Genomic DNA, 24,810 nt, shown 5'->3' with positions numbered 1-24,810 from the left:
ATCGTCACGGAGCCTGCCGACCGGGGGTCAGGGCCGGCGGCCGGCCAGACCGGCGGCGCCCCAGCCGCGCAACGGCCGGCCGACGACGTCGGAGGCCACCTCCAGGGCACGTCGCCGGAGGCCCCGCCCGTGCCACCGCTCCGGGTCCACGCGCTCGCTGTCGTCGAGGTCCTCGGCGAAGTGCGCGTCGAGCACGGACACCACGGCCGGGTCGTCGAGCAGCAGGCACACCTGCTCGTTGAGCGCCAGGGACCGGGTGTCGAAGTTCGCCGTCCCGACCATCGCGACGGTGCCGTCGACGCTCACCACCTTGGCGTGCAGCAGCGAGGGCTGGTAGCGCCAGATCTCCACCCCGGAGTCCAGCAGGGGCTGGAAGTCGAGCTCGCCCTGCAGATGCACCGACGGCCGCTCGACGTGCGGGCCGGCGACAAGCAGCTGGACCTGCACGCCCCGCTCGGCCGTGCCCTGCACCAGCTCCCGCAGCCAGCGCGGCAGCCGCACGTAGGGGGTGGTGACCCGGACGTGGTCCCGCGCGGAGTGCAGGAGCGCGGACACCGCGATCGCCGCCTCGCTCCAGCCCGGCTGGGACGGCGGACGGAGCACCTGCACCGCGGTCTGCCCCACGGGGAGGAGTTCGGGGAACCGGTCGTCGTCCAGCACCAGACCGCCCGCGAGGCGGACCTGGGCCTGCATCCAGGCCTGCACGAACGCCGACCTGAGCCCGGCGACGGCGGGGCCCTCGACGCGGAACGCGGTGTCCCGCCAGCTCCCGGGGTGCCGGCCGTCGCCGGTCCACACCCGGTCGATGCCGGTTCCACCGGTGAACGCCACCGTGTCGTCGCAGACCAGCACCCGCCGGTGCGTGCGCAGGTTCCAGACGCTGAGCCGGGGTGTGTGCAGCGGCCGGTAGAAGAACACCGTGCAGTCGGCGTCCTGCAGCCGGTGCAGATCGTCCCGGTCGATGTGCTTGCCCCCGTAGCCGTCGAGCAGGACGCGTACCCGCACCCCGTCCCGGGCGCGCTCGGCCAGCGCCCCGGCGAGCTCGTGGGAGATCTCGCCTCCGCGCCATGCGAACCAGAGCAGGTCGACGGTCCGCCGGGCCGCGGCGACGGCGGCCAGCAGCGCCGGGAAGGTCTGCGCGCCGTCCTTCAGGACGTCGATCCGGTTGCCCTCGGTGAACGGGACACCGACCAGGTTCTCGAGCACCCGCCGGGGACCCGCTCCGGTGGCCGTCCGGTCAGCCCGCGCCTCCGCGCGCATCCCGGCCGGGGTCGCCGCCCCCTCCACCGCACGTCCGGCAGGCACGGCCCCTCCTCTCGGTCGGCAGGTCGGTCCGCAGCCACCGTGTCCGCCCCACCCGCGGCGAAACCGCCCGCCGGGCACTGTCAACGGATCGACACCGTGGCTCCGGCCGGTCGTCGTTCCCCTCTGTCCGCACACGACCGCGGTGCGTCGCACCGGACGCCCGCAGGTGCGCGGCTACGGTGCCGGGCGTGCCTCCGGTCGATCCCGCCGATGCGGCCGCCTGCGAGATGTGCGGCAGTCCCTGGGCGGACGTGGACGGTGGCGACACCTGGCTGCACCTCGAGGTGACGCGGCACGACCAGGGCGGCGGACTCGACTTCCTGGACGCCGACTTCTGCTCGCAGGAGCACGCCGCCCGCTGGCTCGCCCGCCCGCTGCCCCGGCCCCAGCCGTGGGCAGCCGACCCGCCGGCCTGGCGGGACCGCCTCGCCGCGACCGGTGCCGGGCTGGCGTTCGGGCTGCTCGTCGCGCTGACGATGCTGGGGCTCTGGACCGCCGGACGGTTCGTCGTCGGGATCTTCTAGGCACGGGGCCCGCGGTGCCGCGTCGACCTGCTGCCCCGGCCGAGACGCGGCGAGTGACCCGTTCGGGTGGTCGGCAGGCGGCGGATCCCCCGGTCGCGGGCGGCTCGGCGCCGTCGCCGCGGCCCCTCGTCCGGCCGGGACGGCCCGGGTGACCGAGGATGCGGACATGCCCGCCGGTGTCCGGCCTGACCGACGGGCCGGACGACCATGATCGGAGAACCTTCGGTGCGGACGGGATGGCTGCGGTGAACTGGTGGTCCAGACGCGGGGCGAGCGCGGTGCGGGAGGACCCTGCCTGCCCCGCCGGTGCCGCGACCGTCGTCGCAGCGCAGGACGGCCGTCCCACCACCGCCGGGCTGCAGACCGCACCGGCGTGGGCGGTCCGCACCCTCGTCGTCAGCGCTGCCCTGCTGGCGCTGGCCGGGATCGGCTGGCTGCTGTTCTGGTTCCTGCTCCGGCTGCCGCTGGTGACGGTGGCCGTCGCCGTCGCGATGCTGCTGACCGCCATCGTCCAGCCGATCGCCCGGTGGCTCTGCGACCGGGGACTCCCCCGAGCGCTCGCGGCGCTGCTGTCGGTCCTGATGCTCCTCGGCGTCCTGGTCGGTGCGGGCTTCCTCATCGGGTTCCGCGCCGCCGACCAGATGCGGAACCTCACCCGGCCCCTGGCCGCGGGCATCGACCGGATCCGGGTGTGGCTGATCGAGGGGCCGCTGGGCCTGGACCCGCAACAGGTCACCGAGGCCCGGAACGCCGTGGTCGATCGCATCTTCCGGCTCGCGCCCGAACCGACGGCCGCGGCCAGCATGGCGCTCTACAGCCTCGCCGCCGTCATCCTGGTCGCCTTCCTGACCTTCTTCCTGCTCAAGGACGGGGCGGCGATGTGGGGGTGGGTGCTGCGGCTCGTCCCGGCCCGGCGGCGGGACCAGGTCGAGGGCGCGGGGGCCGCGGCCTGGGGCACGTTGTCCCGGTACGTGCGCGGGGTGATCGTGGTCGCGATCATCGACGCGGTGGGCATCGGCGCTGCCCTGCTGATCCTCGGGGTGCCGCTGTGGGCGTCCCTCACCCTGCTGACCTTCATCGGCGCCTTCGTGCCGTTGTTCGGCGCGACGGTGAGCGGGGCCGTGGCCGTGCTGGTCACGCTCGTGACCAACGGCGTCACGGATGCGGTGATCGTGCTGATCGTCGTCCTGGTGGTGCAGCAGGTGGAGGGCAACATCCTGCACCCGCTCATCGTCGGCCGGGCGCTGCGACTGCACCCGACCGTCGTCCTCCTGGCGGTGACCGCCGGAACGCTGCTCTGGGGGCTCGCCGGAGCGCTGCTGGCGGTGCCGCTCGTGGCGGTCGCCTACCGGGTCCTGAACTACGTGCGCGACAACCCGCTGCCCGACCCGACGCCCGGACCCGTCCTGGAGCACCCGGCGCACGCACCGGCGGCCGGTGCCGGAGTCGGGTAGCCGCACCGGGAGCGGCCTCAGCCTGCGGGCTGCCGCACCATCTCGGTCTCGCGCGCCGCGATGGCGAACTCCCCCGCGACGTCGCCGAAGAAGGCGTCGGGGTCCTCGACCAGCGCCTCCGCGGAGATGCCGAAGTCGGACTCGAAGCCGTCCCGCTGGACCCGGACGACGGGGCCGGTCACCCGCAGGACGTCGCCGACCTCCAGATCGGCCGGCGGGGTCACCATGATCACGCTGACGGTGTTCCCGTTCCCGTCGGCGAGCCGGAAGGCGGCCCCCACCGCGCTCACCGCGATGAGGCCGGAGACCTCGGCGGTCACGGTGACGTCCTGCCCGATCAGCGACTCGGGGTCCGAGAACACGCCGGCGGGGTCCTCGGACGACTGCCCTGCTCCCCCGCCGCCGGCCGTCCCGTCCTCGCCGGGCTGCTCACCGCCGTCGGCCGGCGGTTCGTCACCCGTCCCGGCGTCCGCCCGGGCCTGCTCCTCCAGGGCGTCGACGCGCTCCCGGAGCGCCCCGATGTCCTCCCGCAGCTCCTCGATCTCCTCCGCCGCCGGATCGGTCGTCGGCCCGGGGGCGTCCTCCCCGCAGGCGGACAGCCCTCCCACCGCGAGAGCCACGGCCAGCACGGCTCTGGTGGCGGCCACCCGGCGCCCGGTGCACGTCGCTGGCTGGGTGCGCATGACCTCTCCTCCGCTCGGACGGGGCACGGCACACCCCGATCAGGACCGTCCCCCCGACTACCCCTCACCCTGCACCCGGATCCCCGACCAGGCCCTTCGAGACCAGGTCGCAACCCGGACGTCGTCCCGAGGGTGCCAGGGCGAAAGGCGTCGCGGCGACGGCGTGGGTTCTGCCAGGGTGGAGGAATGGCGCACCAGGGCGCGAGTCAGCTGGTCGACGAGCTCGGCACCCTCCTGCTGGGCGCACCGCTCCCCTTGTCGGTGCGCTGCTGGGACGGTTCCGAGCGCGTCGTCGAGGGAGCCCCCACCCTGGTCGTGCGCGACCGGAAGGCGCTGCGCCGCCTGGTGCTGGCGCCCGGGGAACTGGGGCTCGCCCGGGCCTACGTCAGCGGCGACCTCGACATCGAAGGGGACCTGTACGCGGCGCTGAGCTTCCCCGACGACCTGCCGTCCCGGCCGGATCTGCGCCTGGACCGGCGGACGCTGACCCGGCTGGCCGGCCCCCTGCTGAGGCTCGGCGTCCTGGGACCGCCCCCGTCACCGCCGCCGGAGGAGGCCCGGATGCGGGGCATCCGGCACTCGCTGCACCGCGACCGGCACGCGATCAGCCACCACTACGACGTCGGCAACGACTTCTACCGGTTGCTCCTGGGCCCCTCGCTCGTCTACAGCTGCGCCTACTTCCCCGAGCCCGGTGCGACGCTGGAGCAGGCACAGGAGGCCAAGCTCGACCTGGTCTGCCGCAAGCTCGGGCTCTCACCGGGGATGCGGCTGCTCGACGTCGGCTGCGGCTGGGGCTCGCTCGCCCTGCACGCGGCGTCCCGCTACGGCGTCTCGGTGGTCGGCGTGACCATCTCCGCGGCGCAGGCGGAGCTGGCCCGCCGGCGCATCACCGACGCCGGGGTTGCCGACCTCGTCGAGATCCGGCTGCAGGACTACCGCGAGGTCCACGACGGGCCGTTCGACGCGATCGCCTCGGTCGGGATGGCCGAGCACGTCGGCCGCGCCCAGCTGCCGGCCTACGCCGCCCGGCTGCACGACCTGCTGCGTCCCGGCGGGAGGCTGCTGAACCACGCGATCGCCCGCGGGCCTGCGGCCGGCCCGGACCGCCCCGATCCGGGGTCGTTCCTCACGCGGTACGTCTTCCCCGACGGCGAGCTGCAGCCGCTGGCCACCCACGTCCAGGTGCTGGAGGAGGCCGGCTTCGAGGTGTGCGACACCGAGGCGCTCCGCCGGCACTATGCGCTGACCTGCCGGGCCTGGGTGCGCAACCTCGAGGAGCACTGGGCGGAGGCGGTGGCGGCGTCCTCACCGGGACGGGCCCGGGTGTGGCGGCTCTACCTCGCGGGATCGGCACTGGCCTTCGAACGGCACCGCGCGGGCGTGAACCAGGTCCTGGCGGTGCGACCGGGCGGGGACAGCCGTCTCCCGCTGCTCCGGCCGGACTGGAGCGGCCGTGCGGTGGGCCGAGGCCGGGATGACGACGCCGGCCCCACCTGATGGGCCGCCCGTCGTGACCGGCCTGCGGCCGTCGCCGCGCGGGCGGCACCCCCCGGCCGGGTCAGCGGACGGCGTCCCGCCTCGACCTGCCGGTCAGCGCCTCCCCGACACCGATCAGCGCCACCGCCGCCACGACCGCCAGCACGAAGCCGAGGACGTTGAGCTCCCAGATGTCGCCGGTCCCGAGGAACTGGGCGATCAGGCCGCCGATCAGCGACCCCACCAGGCCGAGCGCCAGGGTGGCGAGGATGCCGAGGCGCTGCTTGCCCGGGACGATCAGGCGGGCGAGCGCCCCGATGATGAGGCCGGCCACGAGAAATCCGATCACGGTGTCACTCCTTCGTCCCACCGGCGAGGTCGGTGCCCGGCGGTCGCCGGGTTCGCGGTGGTCGGTGGCACCCCATACCCACCGCACCGCCGTTGACCCGGCATCACCCGGACGGTCGACCGGACCGGGACGGTCCGCGCTCCTCGTCGATGCGAGGACGCGGCCGGGACGGCGGGCCGGGGCGCCTAGTCCGGGAGTGCGATCGGGCCCAGCTCGGCGAACGAGTCGCCGGGGCCGGGGTTCTGCGGATGGGTACCGCCGCCGAAGTGCCGCAGGATGCCCCAGACCGCGTTGAGCGAGGTCTGCACGGCGCCCTCCACCCAGGCCGGCGTCCACGACACGTCGTCACCGGCCAGGAAGATCCCCCGCTGCTCGGCCGGTAGGTCGTCCTGCACGAAGTGGGCGTACATCCGCCGGTTGTACCGGTAGTGCCCGGGCAGGGCGCCCTTGAAGGCGCCGAGGAAGTGCGCGTCCGCCTCCCAGGAGACGGTGATGGGGTCACCGATGATGTGCTGCGCGATGTCGACGTCGGGATAGATCTTCTTCAGGGCGCCGAGTGCGAGGCGCACGCGCTGGTCCACCGGGTACGGAAGCATCTTCAGCGCGTCGCTCATCCACGAGTACGTCAGGCAGATGACGCCGGGCAGGTCGTCGCCGTGGTCGAACAGGTACGTGCCGCGGGTGAGCCGGTCGGTGAGGGTCATGCTCATGACGTCGCGGCCGGTCTCGGGGTCCTTGTCCTTCCAGAACGGCCGGTCGACCATCACGAAGGTCTTCGACGACTGCATGTACCGGGTGCGGTCCAGCGCCGTCCACAGCTTCTGCGAGAAGAGGCTCTCGTCGCAGTCGATCTGCGTCGTGAGGAGCCAGCTCTGGCAGGTGACGAGCACCGCCGGGTAGCGGGCGACGTGGCCCCAGGCATCCGTGATGGCGAAGGTCCCGTCGGCGTCCCGGGCGATGGCGGCGACGCCGGCCCGCGGCCCCCCGGAGTGCAGCTTCGCGAGCGTCGTCCCGGCGGGCCAGTGCGCGAGCTCGGCGGGGGCGTGCTGCCACAGTCCCCACGGCACCTGCTCCACCCCGCCGACGACGAAGCGCTGGTCCTCGTCGCAGTTCGTCATCACGACGCGGAAGATCTCGAGCATCGAGTTCGGGAAGTCGGAGTCCCACCCGCCGGTGCCGAAGCCGACCTGCCCGAAGACCTCCCGGTGGTGGAACGACAGCCGGGAGAACGCATCCGAGCTCGCGATGAAGTCGTAGAAGGTGCGGTCGTCCCACAGCGGGACCAGCTCGTTCCAGAGCGCCTTCAGCGTCGGGACGTCGCGCGCCCGGATCGCGTCCTGGATCTCGGCGAAGCCCACGGTCCCCAGGGCGTCCGCCCACGCCGCCGCGACCTCACGGAAGAGCGGCGGCAGCGCCTCGGAGGACTCCGCGTAGTGGGTCTCCCCCTCGATGTCGACGACCGTGCTGCCGGACGCCGGTGTCAGCGGGTTGGGGAACGGTCTGGTCTCCAGGCCGAGCAGGTCGACGTAGTGGTAGAAGGCGGTCGACGACACGGGGAACCGCATGCCGCCCAGCTCGGCGACGACCTCTTCCGGCGCTCCCTCGAACCGCGCCGATCGCAACCGGCCGCCCATCTGGGAGGCCTCGTAGAGGACCGGCTTCAGCCCGAGCTTCATCAGCTCGTACGCCGCGACCAGGCCGGAGATCCCGGCGCCGACGATGGCGACCTCCTCGCCCTGCCGCTCGGGAGGAACGGCACCGAGGCCCGCCGGGTGCCTGATCCAGTCGTCGAACGGGAACGGGAAGTCCGGGCCGAAGATCGTGACCGGCGGTCGATCGTCGTCCTGACCGGCCTCGTGACCGGGACCGATCGGCATCGCGGGTCCTTCCTCCCGGCCTGCAGCGTCCGCGACGCCGTCGGCGGCGGTTGCCGCACGGGCCTTCACCGATCCGGCCGTTCAGGCCGGGCTCCGGTCGAGTCGCGGGAAGGCACCCTACTGGCTGGGCCCGAGGAGGCGGGGGCCCCGGTGGAGGCGCCGCTGGTGGTCAGCCGGCTCGTGGCTCCCTCGGCGACGGGGACCGAGGCCGCCGCGGTTCACCGGATGGTCCTCCGTCGGTCGCCACGTCGTCGTCCCGGCGCCCACCCCGGCCACGAGCCTGTTCGAGGACATCCACCTCGGGAGGTACACGTGACCGGTTCATCGAGTTTCCGCGGAGCATCCCCGGCCGAGGCCGCGCTGACCCGGAGGCGGCTCCTGCAGGCCGCCGCAGCGGTCGGTGCCGGCGTCGGCGCGGGTGCCGTGCTGGGCCCGGCCCCGCGCGCGTTCGGCGCGCCGGGCCTCGTCCGGCCGAGGCCCGAGGCGGGCTGGGGGGTGCAGAGCGGGGACGTCACGGCGAACTCGGCGGTCGTCTGGTCGAAGACCGACCGTCCCGCGCGCATGGTGGTCGAGGTGGCGGCGACCGAGAACTTCCGCACCATCCGTGGCCGGTGGCAGGTCGACGTCGGGCCGGGCACCGACCACACCGGCAAGGTGTTCCTCACCGGCCTGCCGGCCGGCACCGAGCTGTTCTACCGGGTGCAGTTCGCCGCGCACGACGCGGGACAGGTCGGCGAGCCGTTGACCGGCCGGCTGCGCACCGCACCCGGCGACCGTCGGGACGTGAGCTTCGCGTGGTCCGGGGACGTCGCCGGGCAGGGATGGGGCATCAACCCCGAGACCGGCGGCATGACCGGGTTCGAGGCCGTCCGCCGGCTCAACCCCGACTTCTTCATCCACTCCGGCGACACCGTCTACGCCGACGGGCCGCTGGAGGAGCGCGTCGTCCTCCCCGACGGCACGGTGTGGCGGAACGTGGTCACCCCGGAGAAGAGCAAGGTGGCCGAGACTCTGGACGAGTACCGCGGCCAGCACCGCTACAACCTCCTCGACGACAACGTGCGCCGCTTCGCCGCCGAGGTCCCGCAGCTGGTCCAGTGGGACGACCACGAGGTGACCAACAACTGGTACCCCGGCGAGGTGCTCACCGACGACCGGTACACGGTCAAGGACGTCGACACGCTCGCCGCCCGCGGCCGGCGGGCGTTCCTCGAGTACATGCCCATCGGGGGCAAGCGGATCGACCGGATGCTGCCCTACGGCCCGCTGGTGGACGTCTTCGCGCTGGACCTGCGCACCTACCGCGGCCCCAACTCGCCCAACCTGGCGCAGGGTGGCCCCGAGGCCCGGATCTTCGGCACCAGCCAGCTGGGCCAGCTCGCCCGGCAGCTCCGCAACTCCCGGGCCCTGTGGAAGGTGATCGCCTCCGACATGCCGATCGGGCTGGTCGTTCCGGACGGGCCGGTGGACCACGAGGGCATCGCCAACCGCGATCCCGGCCTGCCCGCGGGCCGGGAGCTGGAGATCGCCCGCCTGCTCTCCGACCTCAAGCGGCACGGGGTCCGCAACGTCGTCTGGTTCACCGCCGACGTCCACTACACCGCGGCGCACCACTACGACCCGGCACGGGCGACGTTCACCGACTTCGACCCGTTCTGGGAGTTCGTGTCCGGCCCGCTGCACGCCGGCACCTTCGGCCCGAACGAGCTCGACCCCACGTTCGGCCCGCAGGTGGTCTTCAACCGCGCGGCCGACCGCCCGAACCAGCCGCCCAGCGACGGGCTGCAGTTCGTCGGCCACGTGCGCGTGGACGGGGGCAGCGGCACGATGACGGTGCAGCTGCGCGACGTCGCCGGGAACGTCCTGCACCAGACCGACCTGACCCCGGCCTGACCGGCTCCCGGAAGGTGGCCGCCAGCGCGGCCGCCTTCCGGGAGCACGCCCGGCGACGTCCGCCATCCACCGCCGGGGGGCGTCCCGTGGCCCCGCACCTGCTGGTAGGACGCAGCACGGCGAGTCGCCCCCTGGAGGTCACGGGGAGGTCACGGGGAGGTCACGGCGATGCGGTCGACTCGACCCATGTCACTCCTCCCGTCGTCCCCGCGACGATCCCCCCTGACCGTGGCCGCCGTCCCCGCCCTCGTGGCCCTGGTGGCCACGGCCGCTCCGGCCGCGGCCGAGTCGCCGCGCCACTTCGACCTGCAGGCGCACCGCGGTGGCATCGCGCTCACCGTGGAGAACACCCTCCCCGCCTTCGCCAACGCCCTCGAGCTGGGCGTCAGCACGCTGGAGCTCGACGTCCAGATCACCGAGGACCAGCAGGCCGTCGTCACCCATGACCGGCAGATCTCCGGGTCCAAGTGCCAGGACACCGGGCCGGCCACCCCGGGCGACCCTGAGTACCCGTATGTCGGCGACTACGTGCACACGCTGACCCTGGCCCAGGTGCGCACGCTGGACTGCGGGTCGCTGCGCCAGCCGGCCTATCCGGAGCAGGAGCTGGCACCGGGCGAGCCGATGCCACTGCTCTCCGAGGTGTTCGACCTCGCGCGGGCCTACAAGGCCCGGAAGGTGACGTTCAACATCGAGACGAAGGTGGAGGCGGGAGCGCCACACGAGACGGCGCCCCGCGAGGAGTTCGTCCAGGTCGTCTCCGACCTCGTCATGGAGGCGAAGGTCGCCCGCCACGTGACCATCCAGTCCTTCGACTGGGGCACCTTGATGCGCATGCAGGAGGTGGCGCCGAAGCTGCCGGTGGTCGCACTGACCAACGGCCAGCAGTTCCTGCAGGCCGGCCAGCCGGGCGCCTCCCCGTGGCTCGGCGGGATCGACATCGACGACTTCATGACCGAGGGCCGTTCCCTGCAGGAGGCCTACGTCGCCGCGGCCGACTCCTTCGGTGCCGACGCGGTCTCCCCCGTGCACGGCGCTCCGCAGGGCGGCTCGGTCGCCGACGCGGGGTACGTGCCGTTCACCACGCCGGAGCTCGTCGACGCCGCCCACGCCGCCGGCATGGACGTCGTCCCGTGGACGGTCAACGACCGCCCGACCATGGAGCACCTCATCGGCATCGGTGTGGACGGCCTGATCACCGACCGGCCCGACCTGCTGCGCGAGATCCTCGCCGAGCGCGGGTTCCGGCTGCCGCAGCCCTACGAGCCGCGGAGGATCGACCACCCGTAAGCACTCCACGTCGGAACGGGGACCTGCTGGTCGTCGAACGGGAAGGGGAAGTCCGGACCGAAGATGGTGACCGGCGGTCGGTCGTCGCGACCGGGCTCCGCGTCCTCGCCTGGTGAACTCACGCGAGGAGAGCCGCCATCCGCTCGCGGAGCGCGGTCGCGGCGGAGTAGGGGCGGACCATCACGGTCAGCTCGGTGAGCATGCCGTCGCGGCCGCGCAGCATGTCCACCCCCTCCAGGTCGCGGTGGCCGACCCGGGCGCTGAAGGCGAGCACGTGGCCGTCGCCGCCCGCGTAGGACGCGGTGTAGCGGAAGTCCTCGAACACCGACATCACGCCGGTGAGGACCGCGCGCAGCGCGCCGGTGCCGCGGTAGGGCTCGTGCACGATCGGCGAGCGGAAGACGCAGTCGTCGGTGAACAGCGCCACCGCGGCGTCGACGTCGCGGCTCTCGACGGCTGCCCGGAAGGCGGCGAAGGGGTCGGTCGGCACGGCGGTTCCTCTCTCCGTACGGGACTGCGACGGCACGTGGATGCGCGGGAGCAGGGCTACCGCATCATCCCGGGAGGCACCCTGCCACGAACGTGCCGCACAGGGGTCACACTGCGGGAATGGCCACCTGGGAGGACGTCCGGCGGATGGTCGCCGCGCTGCCGGACACCGACGAGCACCCCTCGTACGGCGGGCGGCCGTCCTGGCGGGTGCACGGCAAGGGCTTCGTGTGGGAGCGGCCGCTCGGTGCGGCCGACCGCGCGGCGCTCGGCGGCGCGGCACCGGGCGAGGCCGATCCGGTGCTGGCGGTGCGGGTGGCCGACGAGGGGGTGAAGGCCACGCTGCTGGCCGCCGAGCCCGATGCCTTCTTCACCACCCCGCACTTCGACGGGTACGCCGTGGTGCTCGTGCGGCTCGACCGGATCTCCACCGAGGAACTCGCCGAGCTGGTGGAGGACGCCTGGCGGGCACGTGCGCCCAAGCGTCTGCTGGCCGAGTCCGACGATCGTCGCGATGCCTGACCGCACCGACCGGAGCCGCCGGAGCTAGGAGACGAGCCGCGGCACGATCCGGTCCCATCCCGGCAGGACCGCCAGCTCCAGCGCCGCCCGGCGCAGCAACCGCCGCGTCGTCGACGACGGGAGGAACCATGCGGCGCTGCGCCGGCCGGCCTCCTGCCTGGCCCGGACGACCGGTTGCCAGATCCGCTGGTAGCGGGCCAGGGCGTCCTCGACCGGGCCGCCGGCCGCCACCTGCTCGGCGAGGACGTGCGCGCCGGCCAGCGCGAGCGACGCACCCTGGCCCGCGAGCAGCGAGACGGCCTGGCAGGCGTCGCCGAGCAGGACCACGCGGCCCCGGTGCCACTCCGGTGCCTCGACCTGGGCCACCTGGTCGTAGTAGAGCTCGGCGGACGGCGGGCAGCTGTCCAGCGCTCGGGGAACGACCCACCCGAGCGACGAGCAGCGGCTGCGCAGGGCGGCACGGGTGTCCACCGGGATCCGCGGATCGGGATCCCGGTGGACGGCGAACGCGGCGACGCGTCCGTCGCGCAGGACGTAGAAGCCCATCTCCCGGTCCACCGAGTCGGTCATGGCGAGCCGGTTGCCGATCTGGGCCCGGACGTCCGGGTCGTCGAAGACATAGGCGGCGGTGTGGCAACCGAGGTACCGGAGGAACCGGCGCTCGGGCCCGAAGACCATCTCGCGGACCGAGGAGTGGACGCCGTCGGCCCCGACCAGGAGATCGGCGTCCACCACGGTGCCGTCGGTGAGGGCGACGCGGACACCGTCCGGCTGGGCGTCGATGCCGGCGACGCTGCAGCCGAAGCGCAGCCGGGCCCTCGTGCCGACCCGCTCCCGGAGTGCCCGCTCGAGGTCCGGTCGCATGATGCTCAGCAGGCGTCCGTCGAGCGCGCGGGCGAAGCGCTGGTAGTCCAGGCCGGCCCGGCGCCGTCCGAATGCGTCGACGTAGGCCAGCTCGTCGACCTCGTAGGCCAGCTCCTGGAGCCGGGGCAGGATGCCCATCGCCTCGGCGGCGTCGTAGCCGGGCCCGAAGAAGTCCATCATGTAGCCCTGCTCGCGGGGGCCGGGGGCGCGCTCGGCGACGGTCACGTCCCACCCGTCGTCGGCGAGCCGGCCCGCCAGCGCGAGGCCGGCGATCCCGGCTCCGCAGATGACCGCCTTCATCTCTGCTCCGTCCTTCCCGTGCGCGGGTTCGAGCCGTCCAGGAGCCGGCGCAGCACCGGGGTGACGGCGGTCGAGGTGAGCCCCGGGTCGAGCGCCCGGTGCAGCAGGATGCCGTCGACCGCCGCGGTGAGGACCGCGGCCGTGTCGGCGGGTGCCTCCGTTCCCCGCGCGTCGAGCCAGGTGGTCAGCGCACCGCGGAACTCGTCGAGGAGGCGGCGCAGCTCCGCCCGCAGGTCGCCGTCCCGGGTCGCGGCCAGGTAGGCCTCCACGAACAGCAGGGAGGTCGGGTCGGTGCCGTCGTGGTCGTCCAGGGCGGCGAGCATCCCGGCCAGCGCGTCGTCCCCCGACCCGGCCGCCGACAGCGCGGGTGGGAGCGATGACAGCACCTGCCTCATCACGCGCAGCGCCGCCTGACTCAGCAGCGCCTGCACGGAGGCGAAGTGGTAGTGGACGAGCCCGGGTGCCACTCCGGCCCGCCGGGCCACGGTCCGGGTGCTCACGCCGTTCCAGCCGAGCTCGGGCACCAGCTCGGCCGCGGCCTGCAGCAGCCGCAGTCGGACGTCGGCACCGGGCTCGTTCGGTGAGAACGGTCCCATCCCGGGCCCTCCTGTGGTTGGGCGGTCGCCTTGGTCGATCGCCCAAGGCTAGGGCCACCGGGCGTGCGGATGACAGCGATCCCGCCCGACGGGCACTGTCGGACCGCGCGTCGCCACGACGCGTCACGGAAGGGATCGGACGAACACCACGCGTCGGCTGCCGGCATCTTGGCCGTGCAGGGTCCGTCCGTCGCCCCGCGTGTTCGAGAGGGCCACTCGAGACGCTCGATCGTGTGGTTCGGCGGGCTGCCGGGTGCGAGTCACTCCTGGACGTCGGCAGGGTCGTCCCTGGACCGACGCGGCGAGGACTGTGACGTCATGTCGAGCAGGCCGCGCGAGATGGGCCCGGAGAGGCGGACCGCGCTGATGGAGACGCTGCTGGCGGTGGGGGTGGGCTTCTTGGTCATCGTCGTCGCACTTGCTCAGTACGGCCTGATCTCGAAGTTGGCGGACCGGAGGAAGAGGCGACGCGGCACCCGGAGTGAGTGACGGTTGTCCCGTCCCCACGACGGCCCTCTGAGACACGTCCGGTGAACTCACACCGCGCCCTGTGGGCGGGGGCACTCTGGACGTCTACGCGCGCCGTCGCGCGATGTCCGACCGCCCCGCCGAACTGCCGGCTCGGGGCCGGTAGGAGCGAGCAGAGCAGGGGGTACCGGCGGAACAGCCACTCCCCCAGCAAGGACGCGTGCGAGGCGGCAGCCGAGGTGCTGTAACGGCCTACCGCACTACTCGGTCACGCGGCAGGGGACTTGGTCGCATGCTCCGCCGCTCGGACGCGGCGAGCCTCTTTCCGCACGCGATCAGTCGCCTTGCGGGCAGGCCGCTCCAACCGGCCCTTGTATGTACCACCCGCCGCAAACACCGACAGGGTGACGTACGCGGACAGGAGTGCCCCCGCGAAGCCCCACCAGGTGTCGGTCAGCATGACGAGCACCAGGAAGGTGGCGGTTACGAAGAGGAAGCCACCGCCGACGATGCGGCAGATGAGCAAACGCCTGCGCCAGCTCGGCGCGCGTTCGTCCTCCCACATGCGGCTCATACTTCCAACCACCTACTGCCGAGCGCCCTCCGGGTCGAGCCTTCGGGCGCCCGCCGATCCAAACTCGGGACTAGTCGGGTTTTCCCCGACTTCGCACCGACGGCGAAGGCCCCTGACCGGTATATCCACTGGTCAGGGGCCTACTCGGCTCCCCCGACTGGACTTGAACCAGTAACCCTGCGATTAACAGTCGCATGCTCTGCCAATTGAGCTACGGGGGATCAGCGGGCGCGACCCGCTGGCCCGTCGAGAGTACCGCACGCCCGAGAGGCCACTGCACACGGCTCGCGGACGGCGGCGGGTGCACACCCCAGGTAGCGTGTCGTCGTTCATCGCGCGTTCACCTTGGAGGAACCCCCCATGGCCAAGCTGTCGTTCCTCGCCGGATTCGGTGCCGGATACGTGCTCGGATCCCGCGCCGGCCGCGAGCGCTACGAGCAGCTCCGGCGGACGTGGGACAAGGCCAAGGACGACCCGCGCCTGCAGAGCATCGCCGGCATGGCCCAGGCCAAGGCCGACGACGCGGTGTCCACCCTCAAGGCCCAGCTGGGCGGCGAGCCGCAGCGCTGAGCTCCGTCCGGGTCAGTCCGGCTGCTCGGCGGCGAGCGCCTCGGCGAGCTTCTGCCGGGCGGTCTCGCGGGCGACCGGGTCGTCGCGGTCGGCGTCGTCGTCGAAGACGACGGTCCACTCCCGCTCCGCCTGACCGGGCACCCGGCGGGCCACCAGCACCACGCCGCCCCGGCCCGGCAGCGGGCTGCGTCGGCTGGTGACGATGGTCTGGTCCACCCGCCGGCGCACCACCGCCGGCAGCTCACCGGCGTCGGTAAGAACGTGCCGCACCGCCGGCAGCCGCGCCTGCACGCCGGGCTCCACCTCGGTGAGCGGGGTGACGGTGAAGGAGCCGCCGCCGTCGTTGGTGGCGGCCCAACGGGCGTGCCCGACCTCGTGCCAGGGCAGCAGCGACTCCGCTCCCCCGGCCGCGTCGATCGTCCGCAGTCCCCGGGAGGTGGCGACGAGCCACCCGCCGTCGCGGGCGCGCGCCCCCCAGGCGAGCACCTGCTCGTCGGGATCGGCCACCGCCGCGCGCACGGCCTCCGGCGGCCGGGCGAACCGGCGCCGCAGCGCGTCCAGCAGCGTCACGACGCGAGCCCGCCCATCGCCCGCTCCCGCAGCGACCGCGCCTGCGCCTCGAGCGCCACGAGCTGGCCGAAGATCTTCGTGTACTCCTCGGCCTGCTCCACCGGGTTCATCCGCTGCAGCCGCCCCTTGAGCGCCGCCACCTGGCGCACGGTGGCCATCTCCTGCAGCCGCGCGAGGATCGCGTTGACGTAGCCGGGGTCGCCCTCGCCGGTGACCGAGCGCATCGGCTCCACCGCCAGCGCCGTCAGCAGCGCACGGGCGCTCTCCCGGTCACAGTGCGCGGCCACCTCGTCCAGCCAGGCCGGCCCGGTCACGGTCGCAGCCGCCGCACCGCCCGCCCCGGCCACCGCCGCGGCGACGGCGGCGTAGTCGGCGTCGGTGTAGGCGGCCGGCGGGACGGCGTCGAAGGCCGGGCCGGCGTACTCCGGCACCTGCAGCGCGGCCTTCACCGCCTCCCGCTCGACGGCCACCGCGGCGTCGTCCGGGCTGCGCTTCGGGGCACGGGGGCGGCCGCGGGACGGCGCCCCTCCCCCGTCACCGGTGAGCCGGCGCACCCGCTCCTGCACCTCGGACTCGTCGGTGTTGCCGATCAACCCGGCGAGCTCGCGGGCGTAGGCCGGCCGCAGCGCGTGGTCCTTGATCTGCGCGACCAGGGGCACCGTCTTCTCCAGCGCGGCCACCCGGCCCTCGACGGTGTTCAGGTCGTAGCCGGCCAGCGTGGTCTTCAGCACGAAGGCGATCAGCGGGGTGCGCCGGGCGACGAGGTCGCGGACGGCGGCGTCGCCGTGCTCCTGCCGCAGCTCGCAGGGGTCGCGGCCCTCCTGCTCGACGGCGACGAAGGTCTGCCCGACGAAGCGCTGGTCCTCGGCGAAGGTCTTCATGGCCGCGGCCTGGCCGGCTGCGTCGCCGTCGAACGTGTAGACGACCTCGCCGCGGAACTCGTCCTGGTCCATGAGCAACCGGCGCAGCACGCCGATGTGCTCGGCGCCGAACGCGGTGCCGCACGAGGCCACCGCCGTCGTCACGCCGGCGAGGTGGCAGGCCATGACGTCGGTGTAGCCCTCGACGACGACGGCCTGGTGCCGGCGGGCGATGTCCCGCTTGGCGCGGTCGATGCCGTACAGCACGCTGCTCTTCTTGTAGAGCGGGGTCTCCGGGGTGTTCAGGTACTTCGGCCCCGGGTCGTCGTCCATCAGCTTGCGGGCGCCGAAGCCGATGACGTCGCCGGTGATGTCCCGGATCGGCCACACCAGCCGCCGGTGGAACCGGTCGATGAGGGTGCCGCGGGAGGACTCCTTGGCCAGCCCACCGGTGACCAGCTCGGCCTGGGTGAACCCCTTGGCCCGCAGGTGGCGGGTCAGCCCGTCCCACCCGCCCGGCGCGTAGCCGCAGCCGAAGTCCAGCGCGGCCTGCCGGTCGAAGGCGCGGTCGGCGAGGAACTGCCGGGCCGGGGCCGCCTCCGGGGTGCCGAGCTGCTCGGCGTAGAAGGCGGCCGCCGCGGTGTTGGCCGCGACCAGCCGCGCCCGCTGGCCGACCGAGGCGCGGTCGGGGCCGGCGGTGGGGCGGCCGCCGTCGTCCTCGTACTTCAGCTCGACGTTGGCCCGGCCGGCCAGCAGCTCGACCGCCTCGGCGAAGGAGAGGTGGTCGATCTGCTGGACGAAGGAGATGACGTCTCCGCCGACCCCGCAACCGAAGCAGTGGAAGAGATTGCGCGACGGGGTCACCTGGAACGACGGCGATTTCTCGTCGTGGAACGGGCACAGCCCCTTGAGGCTGCCGCCGCCCGCGCGCTTGAGCTGCAGGTGCTCGCCGACGATCTCGTCGATCTTGCTGCGTTCCCGGACCAGCGCGATGTCCGCGGCCCGGATGCGTCCCCGTCCGGCCATCAGCTGCCGCCCGCCACGGCGGCGCCGCCGCCGGCTACGACCGCGGCGGTCAGGGCCGCCGAGTTGCGCCCGCTGACGACCGACTCCACCCACAGCAGGAACACCTGGTGCTCCAGTGGCAGCGCGGCGTCGGCGTCGAGGGTCGGCCGGGGTGCCCAGCCACCGGTCGTCCCGCTCTCGGCGACGGACCGGCCGGCGACCAGGTACCGGCGGGTGCCCTTCCAGCGGGACGCCGTCCGCACCTCCACCGGGGTGCCCTCCAGGTCGACCTCCCACGTGCCCGACCAGTACGAGGTCTGGTGGGCCCGCAGCCGCACCGCGTCGGCCGGCTCGCTCTCCCAGCGGGCCATGAGGTCCCGCCGCTTCGTGGTGAGCGCCCAGGCGCGGTCGCCGATGGTCGCCGTCGCTGCTTCCTTCCACTGCGAGGAACGCAGCGTCGCGACGACCTCGCCGTCGCGGAGGACGGGCAGGACGCCCTTCGGCATGCCGAGCGTGCCGGCCTTGCCCAGTTCGAGCACCGTCGTCCCTCCCTCAGCCGATGCCGGGTGCGCCGGCGATGCTCTCGCCGGTGACGCGGTAGAGCAGATATGCAGCAGTCTCCCGCAGGATGTAGCGGAACTGGGTGGCGCGGGTCTGCACCGCCGGCCCCTGCCGGGTGGGCGAGCTCTCCGCCTGCATCCCGGCGTCCTCCGCCATCCGCTCGGCGCGCATCGCGTGCCAGGGGTCGGTGACCAGCACCGCCCGCTCCCAGCCGCGCTCGGCGAAGGCCGCGCCGACCACCCGCATGCTCTCCAGGGTGTCGACGCCCTCGGGCACCGCCAGCAGCGCCTCGGCGGGCACCCCGGCCGCGGTCAGGTAGTCGCGGCCGGCCTCCGCCTCGGTGAACGTGTCACCCGCGGCCTTGCCGCCCACGGTCACGATCACCGGGGCGACGCCCGCCTCGTACAGGGCCCGCGCGTGCTCCAGCCGCGCCTCGAAGATCGACGACGGCACGCCGTTGTACTGCGCCGAACCGAGCACCACGATCGCGTCGGACTGCGGGCGGGAGTCCTGCCGCGCCGTCCACCAGATGGCCAGCGCCGTGGAGGCCACCAGCAGCACGGCGGCCAGGACGCCGGCCCCGGCCACCCGCGTCACCAGACTCCGCACACCCACCCGTCATGGGTACCACGCGGCACCGACGGCGCGCGCCCTCCCGTGCGGGTGTGCCGGACCACCCGTCAGGAGCCCGCGCGGGCACCGTCCAGCGCCGCGCGGCCGGCCTCCAACCGGGCCACCGGCACCCGGAACGGCGAGCACGAGACGTAGTCCAGCCCGACGTCGTGGAAGAAGTGCACCGAGTCGGGGTCACCGCCGTGCTCCCCGCAGATCCCCAGCTTCAGGTCCGGCCGGGCCGCCCGGCCCGCGTCGGCGCCGATCTGCACCAGCCGCCCCACGCCCTCGCGGTCCAGCGACTCGAACGGCGAGATCCCGAAGATGCCCTTGTCCAGGTACTGGTGGAAGAACGCCGCCTCGACGTCGTCACGGGAGAAGCCCCACGTCATCTGGGTGAGGTCGTTGGTGCCGAAGGAGAAGAACTCCGCCGATCCGGCGATCTCCCCGGCCGTGAGCGCCGCCCGCGGCACCTCGATCATCGTGCCGATCAGCGCGTCGATCCGGACGCCCGAGTCCTGGCACACCTCGGCCAGCACCCGCTCGGACTCCTCGCGGATCGCCTCGAGCTCCTGGACGGCACCGACCAGCGGGATCATGATCTCCGGCCGCGGGTCTCCCCCGGCCTTGCGGCGCTCGCACGCCGCCTCGGCGATGGCGCGCACCTGCATGGCGAAGAGCCCGGGGACCACCAGGCCGAGCCGCACGCCCCGCAACCCGAGCATGGGGTTGGACTCGTGCATGCCGCGCACGGCGGCGAGCAGCCGGAGGTTCCCCTCGTCGGGCTCGCCCCGCTCCTCGGCCAGCGCCACCCGCACCGACAGCTCGGTGAGGTCGGGCAGGAACTCGTGCAGCGGCGGGTCGAGCAGCCGGACGGTCACCGGCAGGCCGTCCATCGCCTCGAAGATCTCGAGGAAGTCCTGCTTCTGCAGCGGCTCCAGCGCGTCCAGCGCGGCCTGCCGCTCCGCGTCGCCGTCGGCCAGGATCAGCTTCTCGACCAGCTTCCGCCGGTCCCCGAGGAACATGTGCTCGGTCCGGCACAGCCCGATGCCCTGGGCACCGAAGCGCCGCGCGCGGGCGGAGTCCTCCGGGGTGTCGGCGTTGGTGCGGACGTCGAGCCGCCGCACCTCGTCGGCGTGGGTGAGGATCCGGTGCACGCTGCGCACCAGGTCGTCGGCGTCGTCGGACGCGGGATCGATCTCGCCCTCGAAGTAGCGGACCACCGAGGACGGCTCGACCGGCACCTCCCCCAGCCACACCCGGCCGGTGGACCCGTCGATCGAGATGACGTCGCCCTCGCTGACGACGGTCCCGTCGGGCGCGGTGAACTTCTTCGCCTTGGTGTCGACCTGCAGCTCCTCGGCGCCGCAGACGCAGGTCTTGCCCATCCCCCGGGCGACGACGGCGGCGTGCGAGGTCTTGCCGCCGCGGCTGGTCAGCACGCCCTCGGCGGCGATCATCCCGGAGAGGTCGTCGGGGTTGGTCTCCCGGCGGACCAGCACCACCCGCTCTCCGCGGTCGGCCCACTGCGCCGCCGCCTCGGAGGAGAACACCGCCTTGCCGACCGCGGCGCCGGGCGAGGCGTTCATGCCCTGGGTGAGCTGCGTGGCGTCCCCGCCGGAGACGAACCGGGGGAACATCAGCTGGGCCAGCTGGTCGCCGGTGACCCGGCGGACCGCCTCGTCCATGTCGATGAGGCCCTCGTCCACCAGCTGGGTGGCGATGACGAACGCCGCCCCCGCCGTCCGCTTGCCGACCCGGGTCTGCAGCATCCAGAGCTTGTTGCGCTCGATGGTGAACTCGATGTCGCACAGGTCGCGGTAGTGCGACTCCAGCCGCGACATCGTCGTCATCAGCTCGTCGTAGGCAGCCGGGTCGATCTGCTGCAGGTCGACCAGCGGGACGGTGTTGCGGATGCCGGCGACGACGTCCTCGCCCTGGGCGTTCTGCAGGTAGTCGCCGTAGACGCCCTGGGCGCCGCTGCCCGGGTCGCGGGTGAAGGCCACACCCGTGCCGGAGTCCATGCCGAGGTTGCCGAAGACCATGGCGCACACGTTCACCGCGGTGCCGGCGTCGCCCGGGATGCGTTCGCGGCGGCGGTAGATGACGGCGCGGTCGGAGTTCCACGAGTCGAAGACCGCGTTGACCGCCAGGTCCATCTGCTCGCGCGGGTCCTGCGGGAAGTCCTGGCCGGTGTGCTCGCGCACGATCGCCTTGTACCGGTCGACGACGTCGCGCAGGTGATCGGCGTCCAGGTCCAGGTCGGACTCGGTGCCCTGCTCCCGCTTGACCGCGTCGAGGGCCTCGTCGAAGAGCTCGCCGTCGATGTCGAGGACGGTCTTGCCGAACATCTGGACCAGACGGCGGTAGGAGTCCCAGGCGAACCGCTCGCTGCCCGACTGCGCGGCCAGCCCCTGCACCGACCGGTCGTTGAGCCCGACGTTGAGGACGGTCTCCATCATCCCGGGCATCGACGCGGCGGCACCGGAGCGGACCGATACCAGCAGCGGGTCGGCCGGGTCACCGAGGCCCTTGCCCATGGCCTTCTCCAGCGCCGCGAGGTGCTCGCCCACCTGGGCGTCCAGCTCCGGCGGGGTGCTGCCGTGCTCCAGGTAGTACCGGCACGCGTCGGTGGTGATGGTGAAACCCGGCGGCACGGGCAGCCCGAGGTTGGTCATCTCGGCGAGGTTGGCGCCCTTGCCGCCGAGCAGGTCCTTCTGGTCCTTGCTGCCCTCGCTGAAGTCGAAGACCCAGTTCACGTCAGCCACCCCGCACCTCCGCAGTCGTCCGTCCCCGACACGTCCCACCGGGGAGGACGATTCCGTGCAGACGTACTAGACGTCCACCCGGCGGGGTCCGTCGATCCTGGCGCACCGGGGCGGTCGGCGCGAGCCCCGGTGCGGGTGATCCCGGCCATGGAGGGTCCGGGCGGTCAGCCGATCCCGCAGATCCGGGGACCGTCCTCGTTGACCACCGCGAGCTCGGCGGAGGCGCCGTCCTCCCAGCGGACGGTGACCTGCTGGATCGTCGCCCCCTCGACCGGGTCGGCCTGCACCTCGGCGACCTCGGCGGAGCCCGGCCGGAGGTACTCGGCCTCCATCCCCGTGACGTCGAGCCGCTGACGCTCCTCGGCGCAGAGGAGCTGGTAGGAGGTCTCGGTGTCACCGGCGGCCAGCGCCGCGAGGAACACCTGGGTGACCTCGGTGGACTGGTCGGCCGGGGACCCCCTGACCAGGTACAGCCCGGCGACCATGCCGCCGGCCAGCAGGGCGACGCCGAGGATGCCGGCGATCAGCCAGCCCTGCCGGCGGCGCGGCGTCCCCGTGTGCAGCGGCGCCGGGCCGTCGTCGTAGAGGAAGGGTCCCTGCGTCATCCGCCGCTCGTCTCCAGTTCTGCCCCCGCAGGAGACCGGGGGTCGTCGCGGTCGGCCAGCCAGCCCTCGGGCAGCGCCACCGGTCGCGGCGTGGTGGTGCGCCCGCGCGGCGCACCCAGGATCGCGGTCGGGTACGGCTGCTCGGGGATGCCGTCGAGCAGCGCCGCGAGCTCGTCGAGACCGCTGACCATCGCCAGCGCCCGCCGGGTGTCCGACCCCACCGAGAAGCCCTTGAGATACCAGGCCACGTGCTTGCGGAAGTCGCTGCAGCCGTGCTGCTCGCCGTGCTCCTCGGCCAGCAGCGTGGCGTGCCGGTGCATCACGGCGGCCACCTCGCGCATCGTGGGCAGCACCCGGCGGCTCTCGCCGGCGAAGGCGGCGGCCAGGTCGCCGAAGAGCCAGGGCCGGCCCAGGCAGCCCCGCCCGATGACGACGCCCGCGCACCCGGTCTCGGCGACCATGCGCAGCGCGTCGTCTGCCTCCCAGATGTCGCCGTTGCCGAGCACCGGGATGTCGACGGCCTCGACCAGGCGGGCGATGGGCGACCAGTCGGCGGTGCCGCTGTAGAGCTGGTCGGCGGTGCGCCCGTGCAGCGTGATCGCCGCGGCGCCCTCGTCCTGGGCGATCCGGCCGGCGTCGAGGTAGGTGACGTGGTCGGCGTCGATGCCGATCCGGGTCTTGATGGTCACCGGGACGTCCCGGGCGGCGCGGACGGCCTCGCGCACGATGTTCCGCAGCAGGACGCGGTGCCACGGGAGCGCCGACCCGCCGCCCTTGCGGGTCACCTTGGGCACCGGGCAGCCGAAGTTCAGGTCGATGTGCGCCGGGCGGGTGCCGGCGACGCCCTCGTCGACCAGCATCTCCACGGCCCGTCCGACGGTCGCGGGGTCGACGCCGTAGAGCTGGACGGAGAACGCGTCCTTCTCGTCAGCGGTGGCCCGGATCATCCGCAGCGTCTTCTCGTTGCGCTCGACCAGCGCCCGCGTGGTGATCATCTCGCAGACGTAGAGGCCGGCCCCGAACTCCCGGCACAGCGTGCGGAAGGCCGGGTTGGTGATGCCGGCCATCGGCGCGAGCACCACCGCGGGATCCACGGAGAGCGCGCCGAGCCGCAGCGGCGGGAGCGCCGTCGTCGTCGGCTCGAGCGTGGCGGTCACGGGACCCAGAGTAGGCGGGGACGTGCGTTCCCCTCGCCGCCCGGCCGGGTGAGCCTCACCTCGCGCACGGCGGCCGCGCCGGCTCACCCCGCGCCTGCCGTCCCGCCCGGCTCAACCCGCGCGGAGCAGGGTGGAGCCGGGCGCGCACGCGGCTGCACCTGCCCTCGCGCGGGTCGAGCCGGTAGCACGGATCCTCGGATCGCCGGGTGTGCTCGGTCCCCATCCCGCCGTGGTTCCACAGCTCGCCCGCGACCCGGTCCGGACCGTCGGCGCACCGGCACCCTCGCCGGCATGCTCCGCTCCCCCTCCGTGCCCCTGTCCGTGGCCGGACCCGCACGCCGGCGGCTCGGCATCGTCACGACGGCCGAGCTCACCGCCTCCGGCGTCACCAAGTCCGAGATCGCCGCCGCCGTGCGCAGCGGCGCCTGGGTCCGGCTGCGGCCCGGCGTCCTGGTCACCGCGGCGGACCTCCGCGAGACGACGAGCAGCGGACGGCGCCCTGGGCTGGATGCGCTGTCGGTGCTCACCGGCCTCGACCGTCCGACGGCCGTGCTCAGCGGCGCGACCGCTGCGTGGGTGTGGGGGCTGCCGCGGCCACGGTCGGCGACGACGCAGACCGAGCTGACCGACCCCCACCGGTGGCGCCGCGGCCGGGGATGGCTGATGACGCGCGCCGCCCTGCCGGACGACGAGGTGACCGTGCGCGGCGCCTACCCGGTGACCACCGCCGCCCGCACGCTGGTCGACGTCGCCAGGGCCTGGTCGGAGGTGCATGCCGTCGCCGCGGTGGATGCTGCACTGCTGCGCGGACTGACCACCCGGGAGGAACTACGGCGCGTCCTCGATCGGCAGTGGTGCGTCCCGGGGGTCCCACGCGCAGTGCGCGCGGTCGCGCTGGCCGACGGGCGGGCCGAGTCGTGGCTGGAGACGTACGGCCGGTTGACCTTCGGCGCACTCGGCCTGCCGCCGTTCACCCCGCAGGTCGAGCTCTGGGCCGAGGGACGGTTGCTGAAGGTGGTGGACGGTTGGTACCCGGAGGCTGCGCTCGCCGTCGAGTTCGACGGCCGGGTCAAGTACCGCCGACCGGCCTACGGGCGGACGCCGGAGGAAGAGCTCTGGCGGGAGAAGCGGACGGAGGACCTGCTGCGATCGCTGGGCGTCCAGTTCGTACGCGTCACCCACGGAGACCTGACCGACGGTCGCGCGGCGCTGGCCCGGCAGGTGCGGCGGTCGCTCGCCCGGCCCGCACCGGCGGTGCGCGAGTTCCGGGACGTGCCGCGCGCCGAGGGCCGGCACCGGGCCGACGACCCCGGGGACGACGGCTGGTCGGCCAGGGTCGACGACCGCGTCGGCGTTCCCCCGACCGGGGGGGGGGGGGGGGGGGGGGGGGGGGGGGGGGGGGGGGGGGGGGGGGGGGGGGGGGGGGGGGGGGGGG

The 24,810-nt window shown here is 73.7% G+C and carries 24 protein-coding genes and 1 tRNA gene; 8 read left to right on the top strand and 17 right to left on the bottom strand.

The features are described 5' to 3' along the window. Positions 1 to 27: 27 nt before the first annotated feature. Entirely contained in the window at positions 28 to 1,305 is a 1,278-nt protein-coding gene (locus ACI79T_RS20190; protein WP_456611877.1) for a phospholipase D-like domain-containing protein, read from the bottom strand. A 188-nt stretch (positions 1,306 to 1,493) separates the two neighbouring features. Between ACI79T_RS20190 and ACI79T_RS20185 the strand changes: the two genes are divergently transcribed. Together ACI79T_RS20185 and ACI79T_RS20180 are read left to right on the top strand one after the other, a co-directional pair. Then, entirely contained in the window at positions 1,494 to 1,829 is a 336-nt protein-coding gene (locus ACI79T_RS20185) for a hypothetical protein (RefSeq protein ID WP_456611876.1), read from the top strand. A gap of 278 nt (positions 1,830 to 2,107) precedes the next feature. Beyond that, positions 2,108 to 3,283 (top strand): AI-2E family transporter, encoded by a 1,176-nt coding sequence (locus ACI79T_RS20180; RefSeq protein WP_456611875.1) that lies wholly within the window; start codon positions 2,108 to 2,110, stop codon positions 3,281 to 3,283. A gap of 17 nt (positions 3,284 to 3,300) precedes the next feature. On the opposite strand, the gene ACI79T_RS20175 is transcribed toward ACI79T_RS20180, so the two are convergent. Continuing rightward, entirely contained in the window at positions 3,301 to 3,966 is a 666-nt protein-coding gene (locus ACI79T_RS20175) for a hypothetical protein (protein WP_456611874.1), read from the bottom strand. Between the two features lie 186 nt (positions 3,967 to 4,152). On the opposite strand from ACI79T_RS20175, the gene ACI79T_RS20170 reads away from it, so the two are divergent. Further along, positions 4,153 to 5,466: a class I SAM-dependent methyltransferase gene (locus ACI79T_RS20170; protein WP_456611873.1), complete on the top strand. Its 1,314-nt coding sequence runs from the start codon at positions 4,153 to 4,155 to the stop codon at positions 5,464 to 5,466. 61 nt (positions 5,467 to 5,527) lie between these two features. Here ACI79T_RS20170 and ACI79T_RS20165 read toward each other — a convergent pair whose 3' ends face one another. Together ACI79T_RS20165 and ACI79T_RS20160 are read right to left on the bottom strand one after the other, a co-directional pair. Further along, a complete protein-coding gene (locus ACI79T_RS20165; protein ID WP_456611872.1) occupies positions 5,528 to 5,794 on the bottom strand; it encodes a GlsB/YeaQ/YmgE family stress response membrane protein in 267 nt (88 codons plus the stop codon). A 185-nt stretch (positions 5,795 to 5,979) separates the two neighbouring features. Continuing rightward, positions 5,980 to 7,671: a flavin monoamine oxidase family protein gene (locus ACI79T_RS20160; RefSeq protein WP_456611871.1), complete on the bottom strand. Its 1,692-nt coding sequence runs from the start codon at positions 7,669 to 7,671 to the stop codon at positions 5,980 to 5,982. 312 nt (positions 7,672 to 7,983) lie between these two features. Between ACI79T_RS20160 and ACI79T_RS20155 the strand changes: the two genes are divergently transcribed. Together ACI79T_RS20155 and ACI79T_RS20150 are read left to right on the top strand one after the other, a co-directional pair. After that, on the top strand, positions 7,984 to 9,564 hold the full coding sequence (locus ACI79T_RS20155; protein WP_456611870.1) for an alkaline phosphatase D family protein: 1,581 nt from the start codon (positions 7,984 to 7,986) through the stop codon (positions 9,562 to 9,564). Positions 9,565 to 9,792: 228 nt separating this feature from the next. After that, entirely contained in the window at positions 9,793 to 10,854 is a 1,062-nt protein-coding gene (locus ACI79T_RS20150; RefSeq protein WP_456611869.1) for a glycerophosphodiester phosphodiesterase family protein, read from the top strand. A 118-nt stretch (positions 10,855 to 10,972) separates the two neighbouring features. On the opposite strand, the gene ACI79T_RS20145 is transcribed toward ACI79T_RS20150, so the two are convergent. After that, complete coding sequence (locus tag ACI79T_RS20145) at positions 10,973 to 11,344, bottom strand: nuclear transport factor 2 family protein (RefSeq protein ID WP_456611868.1); 372 nt, start codon at positions 11,342 to 11,344, stop codon at positions 10,973 to 10,975. A gap of 119 nt (positions 11,345 to 11,463) precedes the next feature. Here ACI79T_RS20145 and ACI79T_RS20140 point away from each other — a divergent pair, with 119 nt between their 5' ends. Continuing rightward, positions 11,464 to 11,865 carry an MmcQ/YjbR family DNA-binding protein gene (locus tag ACI79T_RS20140; protein WP_456611867.1) on the top strand — a complete coding sequence of 134 codons (402 nt, stop codon included), beginning with the start codon at positions 11,464 to 11,466 and terminating at the stop codon, positions 11,863 to 11,865. Positions 11,866 to 11,889: 24 nt separating this feature from the next. Here ACI79T_RS20140 and ACI79T_RS20135 read toward each other — a convergent pair whose 3' ends face one another. The 5 genes from ACI79T_RS20135 to ACI79T_RS20115 form a co-directional block, all read right to left on the bottom strand. Then, entirely contained in the window at positions 11,890 to 13,029 is a 1,140-nt protein-coding gene (locus tag ACI79T_RS20135; protein WP_456611866.1) for an FAD-dependent monooxygenase, read from the bottom strand. Next, positions 13,026 to 13,625 carry a TetR/AcrR family transcriptional regulator gene (locus tag ACI79T_RS20130; RefSeq protein WP_456611865.1) on the bottom strand — a complete coding sequence of 200 codons (600 nt, stop codon included), beginning with the start codon at positions 13,623 to 13,625 and terminating at the stop codon, positions 13,026 to 13,028. The genes ACI79T_RS20135 and ACI79T_RS20130 overlap by 4 nt, the downstream gene beginning before the upstream one ends. 260 nt (positions 13,626 to 13,885) lie before the next feature. After that, on the bottom strand, positions 13,886 to 14,032 hold the full coding sequence (locus tag ACI79T_RS20125) for a hypothetical protein (RefSeq protein WP_456611864.1): 147 nt from the start codon (positions 14,030 to 14,032) through the stop codon (positions 13,886 to 13,888). Positions 14,033 to 14,361: 329 nt separating this feature from the next. Continuing rightward, a complete protein-coding gene (locus tag ACI79T_RS20120) occupies positions 14,362 to 14,667 on the bottom strand; it encodes a hypothetical protein (protein ID WP_456611863.1) in 306 nt (101 codons plus the stop codon). A 148-nt stretch (positions 14,668 to 14,815) separates the two neighbouring features. Then, a tRNA-Asn gene (locus ACI79T_RS20115) sits at positions 14,816 to 14,888 on the bottom strand. 139 nt (positions 14,889 to 15,027) lie between these two features. Between ACI79T_RS20115 and ACI79T_RS20110 the strand changes: the two genes are divergently transcribed. After that, on the top strand, positions 15,028 to 15,237 hold the full coding sequence (locus tag ACI79T_RS20110) for a hypothetical protein (RefSeq protein ID WP_269190727.1): 210 nt from the start codon (positions 15,028 to 15,030) through the stop codon (positions 15,235 to 15,237). Between the two features lie 12 nt (positions 15,238 to 15,249). On the opposite strand, the gene ACI79T_RS20105 is transcribed toward ACI79T_RS20110, so the two are convergent. From ACI79T_RS20105 to dusB, 7 genes are all read right to left on the bottom strand, one after another. After that, positions 15,250 to 15,807, bottom strand: coding sequence for a hypothetical protein (locus ACI79T_RS20105; RefSeq protein ID WP_456611862.1), 558 nt, complete (start codon positions 15,805 to 15,807; stop codon positions 15,250 to 15,252). Continuing rightward, a complete protein-coding gene (dnaG, locus tag ACI79T_RS20100; RefSeq protein WP_456611861.1) occupies positions 15,804 to 17,693 on the bottom strand; it encodes a DNA primase in 1,890 nt (629 codons plus the stop codon). The genes ACI79T_RS20105 and dnaG overlap by 4 nt, the downstream gene beginning before the upstream one ends. Further along, positions 17,693 to 18,211: a hypothetical protein gene (locus tag ACI79T_RS20095; RefSeq protein ID WP_456611860.1), complete on the bottom strand. Its 519-nt coding sequence runs from the start codon at positions 18,209 to 18,211 to the stop codon at positions 17,693 to 17,695. Before ACI79T_RS20095 ends, dnaG begins: the two co-directional genes overlap by 1 nt. A gap of 13 nt (positions 18,212 to 18,224) precedes the next feature. Next, on the bottom strand, positions 18,225 to 18,848 hold the full coding sequence (locus ACI79T_RS20090) for a YdcF family protein (RefSeq protein WP_456611859.1): 624 nt from the start codon (positions 18,846 to 18,848) through the stop codon (positions 18,225 to 18,227). 65 nt (positions 18,849 to 18,913) lie between these two features. Beyond that, a complete protein-coding gene (gene ppdK, locus ACI79T_RS20085) occupies positions 18,914 to 21,613 on the bottom strand; it encodes a pyruvate, phosphate dikinase (RefSeq protein ID WP_456611858.1) in 2,700 nt (899 codons plus the stop codon). A 164-nt stretch (positions 21,614 to 21,777) separates the two neighbouring features. Next, positions 21,778 to 22,218, bottom strand: a complete 441-nt coding sequence (locus ACI79T_RS20080) for an Rv0361 family membrane protein (protein ID WP_456611857.1) — start codon at positions 22,216 to 22,218, stop codon at positions 21,778 to 21,780. Next, entirely contained in the window at positions 22,215 to 23,375 is a 1,161-nt protein-coding gene (gene dusB, locus ACI79T_RS20075) for a tRNA dihydrouridine synthase DusB (protein WP_456611856.1), read from the bottom strand. The genes ACI79T_RS20080 and dusB overlap by 4 nt, the downstream gene beginning before the upstream one ends. 291 nt (positions 23,376 to 23,666) lie before the next feature. Between dusB and ACI79T_RS20070 the strand changes: the two genes are divergently transcribed. Then, the coding region (locus tag ACI79T_RS20070; RefSeq protein ID WP_456611855.1) for a type IV toxin-antitoxin system AbiEi family antitoxin domain-containing protein at positions 23,667 to 24,810 on the top strand (1,144 nt) is incomplete at its 3' end.

This window comes from Blastococcus sp. SYSU DS0619, assembly GCF_054051035.1.
The sequence above is the reverse complement of the archived record's forward strand: the minus strand, read 5'-3'. Positions and strand labels throughout refer to the sequence as shown.